We start from the raw sequence: 14,356 nt of genomic DNA, 5'->3' as shown, positions 1-14,356 counted from the left end.
GGGACGTGTGAAAAATACATTCGTGGGAGAGCGGGCTAAGGCTGATATTGATAAACGAGTTGAACGTCTCCTGCGGGGCTTAGGAAATCCAAAACCACCTATTAATTTGGTTGAAGTGCGAGAGTTATTGCACCTCGACAAAAGCTACTATTCTGGCGAAGACGACGGACTACTGGCAGAGACAGTAAATCGACTTAAGCTTGGGGGAAAACAGTTGCTTTTGCGTCCTTCATTACTCAAGGATGCGATTAAGAAATTTGATCTTCGTGCTTTGTACCTTCCTGATCGCAAGCGAATTTTGCTAGACCAAAATGTGCCCGTGAAGAAACATCGCTGGCTAGAGGCACACGAGATAATTCACGACGTTGTTCCATGGCACTCCCCAGTCATGTTGGGAGATAATGATCATACCCCCACGCCTAACTGCACCGCCAAGATCGAAGTTGAAGCGAATTACGGCGCTGGGCAACTGTTGTTCCCGCGTGGACGTTTTGTTGCAGACGCCCGGGCGTTTTCCCCGGGTTTCGAAGCAGTTCGGAAGCTTTACCCCGTGTACGGCAATACCATGACAAGTACGTTTTGGAGATATGTAGAACTCGTCTATCCCGATGTGCCAATGCTCGGCCTCATTACCGCGCATCCGCATGTTTTGCGCAGACCCACGGATTTCGATCTGACCAAACCATGTCGTTATTTTATCCAATCACCGCTCTTCGCGTCACAGTTCAGCGCTGTTGCTGAGACTGAGGTGTTCGAAGAAGTTTCGAGCTACTGTGGAGCACAGTCCGGTGGTCCTCTTGGCGAGGGGGAGATTGTTTTGACCGACGATAACCACGATCAGCACGTTTTCTTTTTCGAAACTTTTTTTAACAAGCACGAAGCGCTAACGCTTGGAAGATATCTCAGAAAACTCTCAATTGTAGTGGCAGTATAAGCGAAGACTTATCAAGTCGGTCGCCTCAGCGTAATTACTCCTTAATCCCAAATTCCCACAGCATGAAGGCGTACTCGAAACCGACATCACGCAATGCGTCGTAACGGCCACTCTTGCCGCCGTGGCCGGACGGTTCCATATTTATCTGGAAAACCAGCGGGTTGGAATCGGTCTTGTTGGCGCGGAGTTTGGCGACATATTTCGACGGTTCCCAATACATCACCTGGCTGTCGTTGAGCGACGACTCCACGAGGATCGTGGGATACGCCTGTCTCCGGATATTGTCGTAGGGACTGTACGTCCTGATGTAGTCGTACTCCTTCTTGATCTTCGGATTGCCCCATTCCTCGAATTCGCCGACCGTCAGCGGCAACGATTCGTCGAGCATCGTGTTGATGACATCGACGAACGGCACGTCCGCCAGCGCCGCCTTGAACAACTGCGGCTGCATGTTCAGCACGGCGCCGATGAGCAGCCCGCCCGCGCTGGCGCCTTCGATGACCGTGTGTTGTGCGTCAGTGTAATGGTGCGCGTCGAGAAACCTGGCGCACGCGATGAAATCGGTGAAGGTGTCGCGCTTAGTCAGCATGCGGCCCGCATCGTGCCAGCGCTTGCCGAATTCTCCGCCGCCGCGCACGTGCGCGATCGCCACGGTCACACCGCGGTCGAGCAGGCTCAGGCGGTTCGATGAGAACCAGACGTCCGTCGGATCACCATACGAACCGTAACCATAGAGCAGCAGCGGATTGCCATCCTTGCGTTTGAGATCTTTGCGGTAAACGAGCGAGATCGGGACAAGTGTGCCGTCTGCGGCGGTCGCAAACACCCGCTCGGTCTGGTAGTGTGCGGGATCGTAACCGCCTTTGACGGGTTGTTGTTTCAGCAACTTCCGTTCGTGCGTAACCATGTCGTAATCGTAAACGGAGCGTGGTGTCGTCAGTGACTCGTAGGTGAAGCGCAGCGTGGTCGTGTTGAACTCAGCATTCTCTTCCGCGGCCACTGCGTAAGACGCTTCCGGAAATTCGATGCGGTGAGGCGTCATTGTGGAGATATCGTAGACTTCGATTTGCGGCAGTCCGTTCTCGCGTTCAGCCAGCACGAGGTGATTGGTAAATACATCAAGATCCTCAATCGACACGTCATCGCGCTGCGGCACGATCTCCTTCCAGTTCTCACGGCGCGGGTCGGCGATCGGCGCGGTCACAATCCGAAAATTACGGCCTTTGTCGTTCGTGCGGATGTAGAAGAGATCACCACCATCATCGACGTTATACTCGTGGTCCTTTTGGCGCGGCGCGATGATCTTTGGCGGCTCATCGGGATGATCGCTGCGCAGATAGCGCACCTCGTCCGTGGTTTTGCTGCCGATGGCAATATACACGAACCGCTTGCTGCGCGAGCGGCTGATGCTCACATCGAAAAGGGCGTCCTTCTCTTCGTAAATCAGAGTGTCGTTCGTGTCGCCAAGATTATGCCGCCAGACACGGTACGGCCGTTTGGCGTCGTCCTCCGTCACATAAAACAACGTCTCGTTGTTCGACGCCCAAGCGGCGCTCGAGACCAGTGGGATCTTCTCGCTGCGCATCTCGCCGGTGCGCAGGTCCTTCACATGAAGCGCGTACTCCCGAAAACCCGTTTCATCCGTGCTGAACGCCAGCAGATTACCGTCGTCGCTCACTTCATAAACGCCGATCTCCAGGAACCCCTTGCCCTTGGCCATCTCGTTCAGGTCGAGTGTGACTTCCTCAGGCGCGTCGACGCTCCCTTTCTTGCGGCAATGGGTAGGGTACTGCTTTCCCTCCTCCGTGCGGTGGTAGTAAAACCAATCGCCTTCGCGATACGGCACGCTCTGGTCGGTCTCCTGCACGCGCCCCAACATTTCCTGGTAGAGCGTCTCCTGCAACGGCTTGGTCGGTTTCATGAACCATTCGGCGTAAACATCCTCCGCTCGCAGGTAGGCGAGGACCTCGGGATTGTCCTTCTGGCGAAGCCAGTAATAGTTGTCCACCAATCGCTCCCCGTGGATCGTCGTGATGTGCGGAACTTTCTTGGCGATTGGCGGCTGGTTTTCCGCCGAGGTGCGCCGTGGCGATGTCGACTGACAGCCGGCGAGTACCGACAGCGAAACCCAGGCGAGCAGGAAGGCCCTCTTCATATGATTAGTCTTGCCTCGATAGTCATGGTTTTAGCATCTTGCACACATGTCGGAACGCTTCGTCACCGAGACCATTCACGACAAGACGCTGGACGTATCGTTGCGTCCCAGTCTCTTCGCCGATTTTCAAGGACAGGGCAAGGTGAAAGAGCGCCTGGATCTGGCCGTGCAGGCCGCCCGCCAGCGCAAGGAATCACTCGACCACATCCTGTTGAGCGGTCCCCCCGGCCTTGGCAAAACCACGCTCGCCCACATCCTCGCGAAGGTCATGGGCGTGAACATCGTCGTCACCAGCGGCCCCGCGCTCGAAAAGGCCGCGAACCTCGCCGGCCTGTTGACGAAGCTCGACAAAGGCGATGTGTTGTTCATCGATGAAATCCATCGCCTGCAAAAGGTCGTCGAGGAATACCTCTATCCCGCGATGGAAGATTTCCGATTGGATATTGTCATCGATCAGGGGCCGAACGCGCACAGCGTTCGCTTGAACCTGCCGCGCTTCACGCTGATTGGCGCGACGACGCGGAGCGGGCTGCTGACCGCGCCATTGCGCTCGCGATTTCCCATCACGGAACGGCTCAACTACTACAGCGCCGACGAATTGACCTCCATTATTGACCGTTCTTCACGCATCCTGAATGTGGACATCGACAACGGCGGCGCGACCGAGATCGCCGGCCGCTCGCGCGGCACACCGCGCATCGCCAATAATCTATTGAAGCGCGTCCGTGACTACGCGCAGGTCAAGGCGAAGTCCAACAAGATCACCGAGGACATCGCCGACAAAGCGTTGGCGATGCTGGAAATCGACGAACACGGCCTCGATGAGATGGACAAACGCATCCTCGAGACCCTTGTCCACAAATTTGGCGGCAAACCCGTCGGCATTAGCTCCCTGGCTGTCGCCGTCGGTGAAGAGCCCGACACACTCGAGGAAGTGTACGAACCATTCCTGATCCAGGAAGGCTTCCTCAAGCGCACCGCCCAGGGCCGCGTCCCGACAGAGTTGACCTACAAGAAATTGGGTATCAAACCCGATGCAAAACAAAACGAGTTCTTCTAAATGCCGAAGCGGACCGACATCCACAAGATTTTGATCATTGGCAGCGGGCCGATTGTGATTGGCCAGGCTTGTGAGTTTGACTATTCAGGAACGCAGGCCTGCAAAGCCTTGCGCGAAGAGGGTTACAAGGTCGTGCTGGTGAATTCGAACCCGGCCACGATCATGACCGACCCGGAATTCGCCGATGCGACGTACATCGAACCAATCACACCCGAGGCGGTGGAGAAGATCATCGAACGTGAGAAGCCCGACGCGTTGTTGCCGACGCTCGGCGGCCAAACCGGTCTCAACACGGCCATGGCGCTTTGGCGCAACGGCGTTCTCCAGAAGCATGGCGTGGAGATGATCGGGGCGAAGGCGGAGGCCATCGAGAAGGGTGAGGACCGCCTGAAGTTCAAACAGGCGATGCAGAAGATCGGGCTCGACCTGCCCATCAGCGGCGTGGCCCACACGGTCGACGAGGCGCGCGAGGTGGCACGGACGATCGGCCGTTTCCCCGTCATCATTCGCCCGGCGTACACGCTCGGCGGCACGGGAGGCGGCATCGCCTATAACCGCGAAGAGTTCGATGCGATGGCGCAGGGTGGCATTGAGGCTTCGCCGGTTTCCGAAATCCTCGTCGAGGAATCGCTCATCGGCTGGAAGGAGTACGAGACCGAGGTGATGCGCGACAAAGCCGACAACTGCGTCATCGTCTGCTCCATTGAAAACCTTGATCCCATGGGCGTGCATACCGGCGACTCAATCACGGTTGCGCCAATCCAGACGCTGACCGACAAGGAATGGCAGCTCATGCGCGATGCCAGCTTCGCCTGCATCCGCGAGATCGGCGTCGAGACCGGCGGCTCGAACATCCAATTCGCCGTGAATCCCGAAAACGGTCGTCTCTGCGTCATCGAGATGAATCCACGAGTCAGCCGCTCCAGCGCGCTCTCCTCGAAAGCCACGGGTTTTCCCATCGCGAAAATCGCTGCCAAGCTTGCGGTCGGCTATACGCTCGACGAAATCCCCAACGACATCACAAAGTCCACACCCGCCAGCTTCGAGCCGACCATCGATTATGTCGTCGTGAAAATTCCGCGCTTTGCTTTTGAGAAATTTCCGCAAGCCGACTCGACACTCACCACCCAGATGAAATCCGTTGGCGAAGCGATGGCCATCGGGCGGACGTTCAAGGAGTCACTGCAGAAAGCGCTGCGCTCACTCGAAATCGGCGCGCACGGCCTAGGCGGTGGACCCTGGGGCGGCCGGGAAACTCCGCCCCGCGACGAAATCGAACGCAAACTCATCACTCCCTGCGCCGAACGCATTTTTTATATCCGCCACGCCTTCCGCGCCGGCTTCAAGGTCGATGCCGTGTACCTGCTCACCAAAATCGACCGCTGGTTCCTCCACAACATCAAAGAAATCGTCGACATGGAAGAAGAATTGGCGAAAGCGGGAAGCCTGGTCGCGCTGGCGCAGACCAACTAGGGCCACTGCGGTGATTCAAAAGCGCCCAGATCCGGCGCGGGACCTGAAAACGGCAGCCCGATATTGATGCCTTTGTTCACCAGCCGCCCTCCGGGCACCGGGCGCATGAACGGAATCTCCGGCAAGCTCCCGTCATCACGCCGCGGCGCGGTGGCAAAGGAATCGTCGATGTTCAATACGTCATTGCTATTGGCAGCTGGTGAAGAGACGACCTGCCAACTGTTGCTGAGAAGAATAGAGCCGCTGGCAAAGGTGTCCACGCTGACACCCGTGAGGATCGAGAGATTGTTACGCACGACGTGGACACCCGCCGTCACCGTCCCGTGGTTCAGGTTGAAATTGTTCGTGGCATTCCCCCAGGCCGTGTTCTGGTCCACAGTGAGGCCGGCCATGTTGTCATTCTGATCGAAGCCGCGCACCGTATTCTTGAACGACAGCGAATTGAGAATGTGATGGGCAGCGGGAATATTCCCGCCGCCTAATTTGAAGCCGTTCCCGTTACCGGTAAAGTTCGTGATATTCAGGACATTCAGTCCGTTTCGGAACGCCCAGCAATTCGTGATGATCACCGGAAACGGCGCGGCAAACAAATCGTAACCATCATCGCAATTCTCCCACGCGCGGCAGCCGCTGATAATGTTGTCCGGCCCAAGCCCCGCCAGCTTGGCGTCGATGCCGTCCGCGTTTTGACCCAACGTGGGGCCGTCGCAATTGTGATACGCATCACAATTCAGGACGAAATTCGAACTGGCGGGATGGCTGAGCTGCAATCCCGTATCGCTGTTATTATGAAAGACACACAAAGTAATAACGTTCGAACTCCCCGACACGTTCATCCCATTGTCACCGGCGTTCTCGATTTCCAGCCCGTAAACCTGCCACCAACTCGCCGACATATTGATACCGCGATTGCTCGACGAAAAAATCTGCGGCGAAAAATCCAAAATCGGGTGTTCTCCGGGATACGCCTGCAAGCGAATTGGATTTGCCGCGCTGCCGTTGCGGCTGATCGAAATCGTGGCGTTCGTCGTGTACGTCCCGCCGCGCACGTAAATCAGATTTCCGGGATTTGCCACGCTGACCGCTTTGGCCACGGAACGGAACGGCGTGTTGATACTCGTCCCCGCCGCGCTGTCGCTCCCGTTCGTCGCAATATAGTACGTTGCCGTCTCGGGCCCCACCTGCAGTAAGGTCACCACGCCGCGTACAATAAAAAGATTCGTGCCGGGCAGGAATGTGGTTAGTCGTTCGCGTGCCGAACCCGGCGGATCACCCGCCAAACTGTTCGTCGTTGTCCGAAACCACCACGGACGAATCCAGTACGTTACATCCACGCTCGCATCGATATCAATCTGCGCACCGAGTTGGTGCCCCGCTTGCTCGAAGAGATCGACTTCAAAGAAACCGTTGCTACTGCTCGGCGTCGCTACGATCGCGCTGCCCAACCCCGTCTCATTCAGCGGATTCGTGCCGAAAGCAAACTCCGCGAGATTGGCCACGCCATCGCTATCGGGATCGTTCGTCGGTCCGCTCTGGGTCGGGACCGTATTCAGGTTCATCGCCGCCCAGTCGTTGTAAAACTGGGCACCGTTCGACGACAGCGGCAGTGCCAATGAGCACAATGCGAAAGCGACTGGTTTTGTGGGGAAATACACAGCGTTGCCTTTATTATCTCTGCACAAGGCCGACTGCGCAAGGTGCAAGCCGAAAGACGACGCGGAATCAAAGAGCATAACCCCGCATTTCTCTCAAAGACGCGAAACCCGGCTACCACAACGTCAGCATTTCACAAAGAATCTTCAAAAAATCGCACGGCTTCATTGACGTTGTGAATTCCTGGCGTAACTTCCCTGCAACAGGGGCGGAGCAACGGATTATGGACCACTTTACGCAAGCCCGGTGAGGGTTAAGGATCAAGCGGAGCGCGCCACCGCGTACAAAGGTTTCGTGACCGACGCGCTCCGCCATCCGAACATCGTCGGCTGCCACTGGTTCTCCTGCCGCGCCGAACCGACCACGGGCCGCACGCTCGACGGCGAGAACTACCAAAACGGCTTCGTCGACGTGGCCGACACGCCCTACACCGAAACCATCCAGGCCGCCCGCGAAATCAGCTACCACCTCTACGAAATCCGCTCCGGGACGGAGACGGCCCGCCCGCAACTGACCGCCCAGCGGTGATAGGATCGTGCGAAGCCCTACCGCATTCATCTATTTGAGACCCGACCATTTTTGTGTTCGGCAAAAGCGTTTTTACTTGTTCAGTCGACCAAAAATCGCTACGTAGTTAGTGGCTTTTCACATCCTGTGAGGTGATGTTGACTGATTCCGTTGCGATGAATTGGGATAAACTTTTGTGCAGGGACAGAGCTCGTGATTTGTTAGGAGGATCGCGTTCAGGTGTATTGCCCGAGGAACATCGCAGTCAGTTCGAGCGCGACTACGGTAGATCAGTATTTTGTACCTCCGTTCGTCGATTGCAGGACAAGGCTCAGGTGTTTCCCCTTGAACCACTCGATGCGGTTCGGACACGGCTGACCCACTCGTTGGAAGTATCAACAGTTGCGCGTGACTTGGCTGCTGCAGCGGGTGAATGGATGTCAAAAAATCGTGCGTTCCCCCTTGATCCGAGCCGTATAAGGGATGTGGAATCGATTGCGGCTACGTGTGCTCTTATTCATGATATTGGAAATCCTCCATTTGGGCATTCGGGCGAGGACGCAATTCGGTCTTGGTTCGAGACTAAAGCAGAGGAAAACCATCTGTTTTTTGATCAGGATTTTCTGGAGGTTATCGATTACCGAAGGAGTCAAAGGGCGCAAGACTTTTTACTTTTTGAAGGGAATGCTCAGACTTTCCGCATTGTCACGAAGCTGCAGTTGCTAAACGATCTTCACGGACTCAACCTGACAGCGGGCACCTTATCGGCGCTATGCAAGTACACCGCGAGGTCTAATGAAGTCGCAGGAAAAGGCGGGGACCACGAAAAGAGAAAGCCCGGATTCTTTGCATCCGAGAACGATCTGATCAATATTGTGCGGAATAAAACTGGTACCAAGGAACAACGCAACCCGATTACGTTCCTCGTGGAAGCGGCGGATGACATTGTGTATTCAGTCGTCGATATCGAGGACGGGATCAGAAAAGGTGTAGTCACTTGGGATACAATTTCGAGTTGGATGGCAGAACATAAGAAAGCTACGGGTTCCCTGCGGCAGATGCTGAGATCCTCAGCGGCAAGAATACGGGGACACACAAGGGGAGCTTTAGACCTCGAAGACAAAGAGGGAGACCAGGCGATTGCTCAGGTGTTCCGGACAAAAGTTATATTCGCAATGGTTCAGGCGGTGATAAGAGAATACAAGCAGAACTACGCACAGATAATGTGCGGTGATTATCACAAAGAGCTGATAACGGGATGCGAGGAGGGTTGCGTAATAAAGGTTTGCAAAGACGCTTGCTTTGAATTCGTCTACCATTCGCCGGAAACGCTTCAGCTTGAATTGATGGGCAGAACCGTGATCCGCCAGCTGATGGACTTATTTTGGGAGGGGGCAGCTGGTTATCGCGAAGGAATCAGCAAAAGTACATTTGAGGGTAAAATATATCACCTAATGTCGAAGAATTATCGCAGGGTTTTTGAGCATGCGCTCGGCCATGGCGATTTGCCGGAGAAATACTGTAGGCTTCAACTCGTAACGGACTATATTTGTGGTATGACAGATACTTTCGCCTGCGCAACGCATAAGAAAATGTTCAATGGGTAATTCAAAAAATAGTGTCTTAGAACGGCGTCTCCAGCGGAAGATCATCGGTTTTCTGGATGCCGATTCGCGCTGGTCTAGGGGGCTGGCGCAACTTTCTAAGGATATCAGATCTCGCGGGTACCGCGCCTTCTTGTTCGGCGGCTGCCTTAGAGATTTGATGTTATCCAGATCGGGAAACATGTTGCCGCGAGACATTGATCTGGTGGTGGATGTCCCTTCGGTCCAGGAGTTGGAGGAAATTTTTGGTGCGGCTCCGAAGCGAATAACGCGGTTTGGTGGAGTTGCGTTTGATTTGGACTGCTTGTCGATAGACGTTTGGCCTCTTGGCGAAACTTGGGCATTCAAAAACGGATTTGTTGGGCCAACGAGCTTCAAAAAACTACCGAGCACAACGTTTCTCAATATAGAAGCAATCGTCGCTGAATTAACGTTCAAGGACGGGCAGCGACCACAAGTTTATGAAGACGGCTTCTTCTCGGCCATTTCAGAGAGGAAGCTTGAAATAAGATTGGAGCAAAATCCATTTCCGGATGCATGCATTGCACGGGCGCTTAGCTTGGGAGCGAGATTGGGGTATTCTCTTGGCCAAAACTTGACTCGCTATATTGTCGATAGGATTCCCCATACAACCCCCGAGGAAATTGAAGAACGCCAAATTGTGCACTATGGTCACTTTTTCCAGAGCGCAGAAGTCATTGATAAGTGGTTTAGGGACTTAACGGAGATGGAGTTATTCTACAGAGGCAGTATCACGCGTGTGCCCACAATGGAGGAAAACCAGTGCGGATTTAGTTGCCAGCTAGTACATAGAGATGCGCTTGAAAACGCGGTAACCCCAACGGGAATGTGGTCTGCCGTAAATCGAATGGAATCAAAGGGCGAAGAACTGAGGGGCGTAGTTGTGCCTAGCTGGGAACCGGTAGATATGTGGACTTGGCCATTCGCCCACTTTGGTGCGGAGACGCCGAAGTCGCCGAGACGAACCTTTTATAAATTGATCTTCCAGGGCTTTGAGAATTTGTTGTCCCAACGATGTTGTCAGCAAGACCAGGATAGGCTTTAAGCGACAGTCCCTAAGTGCAACTGAGACATCGCTGATTGAATCGGTCGAATTCGCCCCTCATATCGGGTGCCAAGTGCGAGTCGAGATATAACCAGCCCGTCTCAAATCTTCAACCGTCACTTGTCAAAACCGTGAGGCTTCGCTAAGGTCGCGTCCGATGGCGAGCAATCACAAGCAGTCACTTCTTCAAAAAGCCAAGTCCATGGGCTTTTCCGACCGGCAGATTGCAACGCTGGTGGGGAGCACGGAGGATGAAGTGCGGGCGTTGCGCAAGAAGATCGGGTTGGTGCCGTCGTACCGGCTGGTGGACACGTGCGCGGCGGAGTTTGAGGCTTACACGCCGTATTACTATTCCACCTACGACACGGGCGACGATGAGGTGCGGAAGACGGACACGCGCAAGGTGATGATCCTCGGCGGCGGACCGAACCGTATTGGGCAGGGGATTGAGTTTGATTACTGCTGCGTGCATGCGGCATTTGCGCTCAAGGAACTCGGGCTCGAGACGATCATGGTGAACTCGAACCCCGAGACGGTCTCCACCGACTACGATACCAGCGACAAGTTGTTCTTCGAGCCGTTGACGCTGGAAGACGTGCTGCATATTTACGAGCGCGAGCAATGCTGGGGCGCGATCGCGCAATTCGGCGGGCAAACGCCGCTCAACCTCGCGCTGGGCCTGCAGAAAAACGGCGTCAACATCATCGGCACCTCGCCGCAGAGCATTGAGATGGCCGAGGACCGCAAGATGTTTTCCGCGATGCTGGACAAACTTGGCATCCCGCAACCGCCCAATGGCCTGGCCACGAATGAAGAAGAAGCGCTCGCGGCCGTGCACAAAGTGGGCTATCCCGTGCTGGTGCGTCCGTCGTTCGTGCTCGGCGGGCGCGCGATGCAGATCGCGTACAGCGATGACGAAATCCGTCACTACATGCGCTTCGCGGTCGAAGCGTCACCTGAACGACCCGTGCTGGTGGATAAATTCCTGGAAGAAGCTTTTGAAGTGGACGTGGATTGCATTGCCGACATCGGCGTTGGGGGGAACACGGTCGTGGTCGGCGGAATGCTGGAGCACATTGAGTTTGCGGGTTGCCACAGCGGCGACGCGGCCATGGTGTTGCCGCCGCATTCGATTTGGCCAGAGAATATCGAGACCATGCGCCGTTACACCGACGCCATGGCGCGCGAATTGAAAGTCGCCGGCCTGATGAACGTGCAATTCGCGGTGAAGGGCACGAACGTGTGGGTGCTGGAAGTAAACCCGCGCGCGTCGCGGACCGTCCCGTTCGTCAGCAAGGCCATTGGCGTGCCGCTGGCGAAACTCGCGGCCAAGGTGATGACCGGTAAGAAGCTTCCCGAACTCGGGTTTACGAAGGAAATCCGGCCGAAGTATTATTGCGTGAAAGAATCGGTTTTCCCGTTTAACAAGTTTCCCGGGCAGGACATCCTGTTGGGACCCGAGATGCGATCGACGGGCGAAGTGATGGGTATCGGCGAGGATTGGGGCGTGGCTTACGCCAAATCGCAAATGGCTGCCTCGCCCGCGCTGCCGCAGAAGGGCCGCGTCTTCATCAGCGTGCGCGACTCCGACAAGAAGCTCGTCGTGCCGCTCGCGAAAGGGTTCAGCGAACTCGGCTTCGAACTGTGCGCCACCAGTGGCACGGCGAAGGTGCTGGAGGAGAACGGCATCAAGGTCCAGGTTCTCTTCAAGCTCACCGAGGGCCGCCCGAACGTGCTCGACATGATCAAGAACGGCGAAGTTCACCTCGTCATCAACACGCCCGCGGGCCAGACACCACGTGCCGACGAGGTCCAGATCCGCGCCGCCGCAATCGTCCATAAAATTTCAATCATGACCACGCTGGCGGGCGCTAACGCCGCGCTGCTGGGCATCAAGGCGTATCGGGAAAAAGGACTGAGCGTCTGCTCGCTGCAGGAATACCACGCAGCGTTGCGGAGTGTTTAGGCGGCTTCTTCGCCTTCGGGAGTGGCTTCCAATTTGGGGGCGATGCGTAGCGTCGCTTTCAATCCGCCGCCGTCTTCCACCACCAGATGCTGGGCTTGAACCTCGCCCGACAGCAGCCCGCCGGGTTTCACGGTAATGATTCCTGTGGATTCGAGTTTGGCGTGGAGGGTGCCGAAGACTTCGACATTGCGGTATCGCGCGTCCTGCTTGAATTTAAACTCCGCGCCTGGTGCGATCCGTAGATCGGGGGCGGACACGGCTTTCTCCGAGAAAATCGCGCCCGCGCCCAGTTCGATGGTCCGCAAGGCGCGGGCCCGTCCGCCTTCGATGATCCCCTCGATGATCACTTCCGCGCCGATCAAGTCGCCGCTCTTTAACACGCCCGTGGATGTGAGACGGATGGTGCCTGCCGTCTTAATTGTTTCCATCCATTCCGAGTCGATGAGGTAATCCTTGAAATCAAGCAGCACGCGGCATTTGGGGCAGTGGGTGGTTGTCGCGCGTCCATGCACCTGAAACTTGTAACCACACTCGTAGCATTCGATGTGGTGCTTGACGGGAACGGCAGTCCGCGCCACGCGCGCACCGGTCTTCTGCAGGTCAGTCGTTGCCGCATCGGTCGTGCTTGCCTCGTCGGCCGCCGGCGCGGGAGGCGGCGAGCCGGGCACAGGTTTGGTGCGCGCGACAGCCCGGATCGTCGCGTAGCTATCGAGTGTGTTGACCTTGCGGTTCTTGGGCACTGCTCACTCCCATAAGAACACGTGCCGCCGCCGGCACGACTCGTTAACGCCGCGCGAAAGAACGGACAGTGGCCGCCTCGGCGTGCTCGTCGCCGGTGGATTCCGTCGATTCGCTCGTTACCGGCGCGGCCGCGCTGAGCGGCGAGCCGGAAGGGTTGACCTCGGAACGACCGATGAAGGTCACCCCATCCTCAACACTGAGCCGTTTGGCGCGGATGTCACCCGTCACACGTGCGGAAGATTTCATTTCGATGCGGTCCTTGGCGGTGACATTGCCCTGCACAGCGCCCTCAATGGTCGCCGAAGTGACTACGATGTTGCCCTTGATCTGCGCTGACTTGCCGACGATGGCGTCTCCGGTGCAATGCAATTCACCATCCAATTTGCCATCGACGCGGATGGAACCGGAGCTTTTGATCGTGCCGGTGATTTCGACCTCGCTGGAAATGACAGACTGCGGGGGTGTGTTGTTGTCCATAACGGCTTTCCTCCTGGTTACGTGCTCAATTTTGGCGCGCACGCGCGCGCCGTCCCAAACTCGCCAACGCCAGAGTCGCAAAAACCGGAAGGCATGACAAGACGAAAGACCAGAGAGGACAAGAATTACCGGGACGCGCCGGACGTGAGTTAGCGATGGCCGAACAGTTTCTGAAAAGCGGGCACTTCACGCAGCCCGACGAAGTCGGGCTCCGCTCTCGCGAGCGCTTTCAGCTTTGGATCGAGATGCAAAGCGTTCTTCAACAACTCAATCGCTTCTTCCTCACGATGTTGGACGGCGCGATAGCAGGCCATGTTGTAGTGCGCCAGCGCATCCTGTGGATTGGCGTCAAACGCACGCTGCAACGTGTCCACGGCTGCGTCGATCGATTGCGTGCGACGACGAATGTAGGCGAGGTTGATCCAAATCGCGGAGTCGCTGGGACTTAATTCAGCCAGCTGGGCCATGAACGGCTCGGCTTCTCTTAGCCGGTTGGCCTGGCAGAGCACGGCCGATTTAATGATGATGGCTTGTGGAAGATCAGGGGAGAGTGAGATCGCTTTGTCGGCTTCCGTCATCGCGTCGTCATACATCTTCAGGTCGAGATAACCCGACGCGTATTCGATATGCTTTTGAACTTCGGGCGTCATGGCTCGAGGTTTCATGTCATTACTATCGTCCCAACACAAAAATATAGCAAGCGCCCAGCCAATTTGCCAT

General features: G+C 56.1%; 10 protein-coding genes and 2 pseudogenes. 7 read left to right on the top strand and 5 right to left on the bottom strand.

The window, feature by feature from the left end; translation table 11 throughout:
* Positions 1–7: 7 nt before the first annotated feature.
* A complete protein-coding gene (locus VNL17_10795; GenBank protein ID HXI84561.1) occupies positions 8–934 on the top strand; it encodes a DUF955 domain-containing protein in 927 nt (308 codons plus the stop codon).
* Positions 935–968: 34 nt separating this feature from the next.
* Here VNL17_10795 and VNL17_10790 read toward each other — a convergent pair whose 3' ends face one another.
* Positions 969–3,089 (bottom strand): S9 family peptidase, encoded by a 2,121-nt coding sequence (locus VNL17_10790; protein ID HXI84560.1) that lies wholly within the window; start codon positions 3,087–3,089, stop codon positions 969–971.
* Between the two features lie 46 nt (positions 3,090–3,135).
* Here VNL17_10790 and ruvB point away from each other — a divergent pair, with 46 nt between their 5' ends.
* Both ruvB and carB (VNL17_10780) read left to right on the top strand, forming a co-directional pair.
* Positions 3,136–4,149, top strand: a complete 1,014-nt coding sequence (gene ruvB / locus VNL17_10785; protein HXI84559.1) for a Holliday junction branch migration DNA helicase RuvB — start codon at positions 3,136–3,138, stop codon at positions 4,147–4,149.
* Positions 4,150–5,586, top strand: a pseudogene (carB, locus tag VNL17_10780) (carbamoyl-phosphate synthase large subunit). It begins immediately after the preceding gene.
* 32 nt (positions 5,587–5,618) lie between these two features.
* Here the strand turns inward: carB (VNL17_10780) and VNL17_10775 are convergent.
* Complete coding sequence (locus tag VNL17_10775) at positions 5,619–7,277, bottom strand: right-handed parallel beta-helix repeat-containing protein (GenBank protein HXI84558.1); 1,659 nt, start codon at positions 7,275–7,277, stop codon at positions 5,619–5,621.
* 292 nt (positions 7,278–7,569) lie between these two features.
* On the opposite strand from VNL17_10775, the gene VNL17_10770 reads away from it, so the two are divergent.
* From VNL17_10770 to carB (VNL17_10755), 4 genes and pseudogenes are all read left to right on the top strand, one after another.
* Positions 7,570–7,803 (top strand): hypothetical protein, encoded by a 234-nt coding sequence (locus VNL17_10770; GenBank protein ID HXI84557.1) that lies wholly within the window; start codon positions 7,570–7,572, stop codon positions 7,801–7,803.
* A gap of 155 nt (positions 7,804–7,958) precedes the next feature.
* Entirely contained in the window at positions 7,959–9,389 is a 1,431-nt protein-coding gene (gene dgt / locus VNL17_10765) for a dNTP triphosphohydrolase (protein HXI84556.1), read from the top strand.
* A complete protein-coding gene (locus VNL17_10760; GenBank protein ID HXI84555.1) occupies positions 9,382–10,452 on the top strand; it encodes a hypothetical protein in 1,071 nt (356 codons plus the stop codon). The genes dgt and VNL17_10760 overlap by 8 nt, the downstream gene beginning before the upstream one ends.
* A 175-nt stretch (positions 10,453–10,627) precedes the next feature.
* Positions 10,628–12,418 (top strand): annotated as a pseudogene (carB, locus tag VNL17_10755) (carbamoyl-phosphate synthase large subunit).
* On the opposite strand, the gene VNL17_10750 reads toward carB (VNL17_10755), so the two are convergent.
* The 3 genes from VNL17_10750 to VNL17_10740 all read right to left on the bottom strand — a co-directional run bounded on the left by VNL17_10750 (position 12,415) and on the right by VNL17_10740 (position 14,301).
* Positions 12,415–13,158 (bottom strand): polymer-forming cytoskeletal protein, encoded by a 744-nt coding sequence (locus tag VNL17_10750; GenBank protein ID HXI84554.1) that lies wholly within the window; start codon positions 13,156–13,158, stop codon positions 12,415–12,417. The pseudogene carB (VNL17_10755) and the gene VNL17_10750 sit on opposite strands and share 4 nt — an antisense overlap.
* Before the next feature lie 43 nt (positions 13,159–13,201).
* Positions 13,202–13,636 carry a polymer-forming cytoskeletal protein gene (locus VNL17_10745; GenBank protein HXI84553.1) on the bottom strand — a complete coding sequence of 145 codons (435 nt, stop codon included), beginning with the start codon at positions 13,634–13,636 and terminating at the stop codon, positions 13,202–13,204.
* 149 nt (positions 13,637–13,785) lie between these two features.
* Positions 13,786–14,301: a tetratricopeptide repeat protein gene (locus VNL17_10740; protein ID HXI84552.1), complete on the bottom strand. Its 516-nt coding sequence runs from the start codon at positions 14,299–14,301 to the stop codon at positions 13,786–13,788.
* Between the last annotated feature and the right edge of the window lie 55 nt (positions 14,302–14,356).

This window comes from Verrucomicrobiia bacterium (genome assembly GCA_035577545.1).
Classification (GTDB): Bacteria; Verrucomicrobiota; Verrucomicrobiia; order Palsa-1439; family Palsa-1439; genus Palsa-1439.
This window is presented reverse-complemented; position numbering and strand designations above follow the sequence as displayed.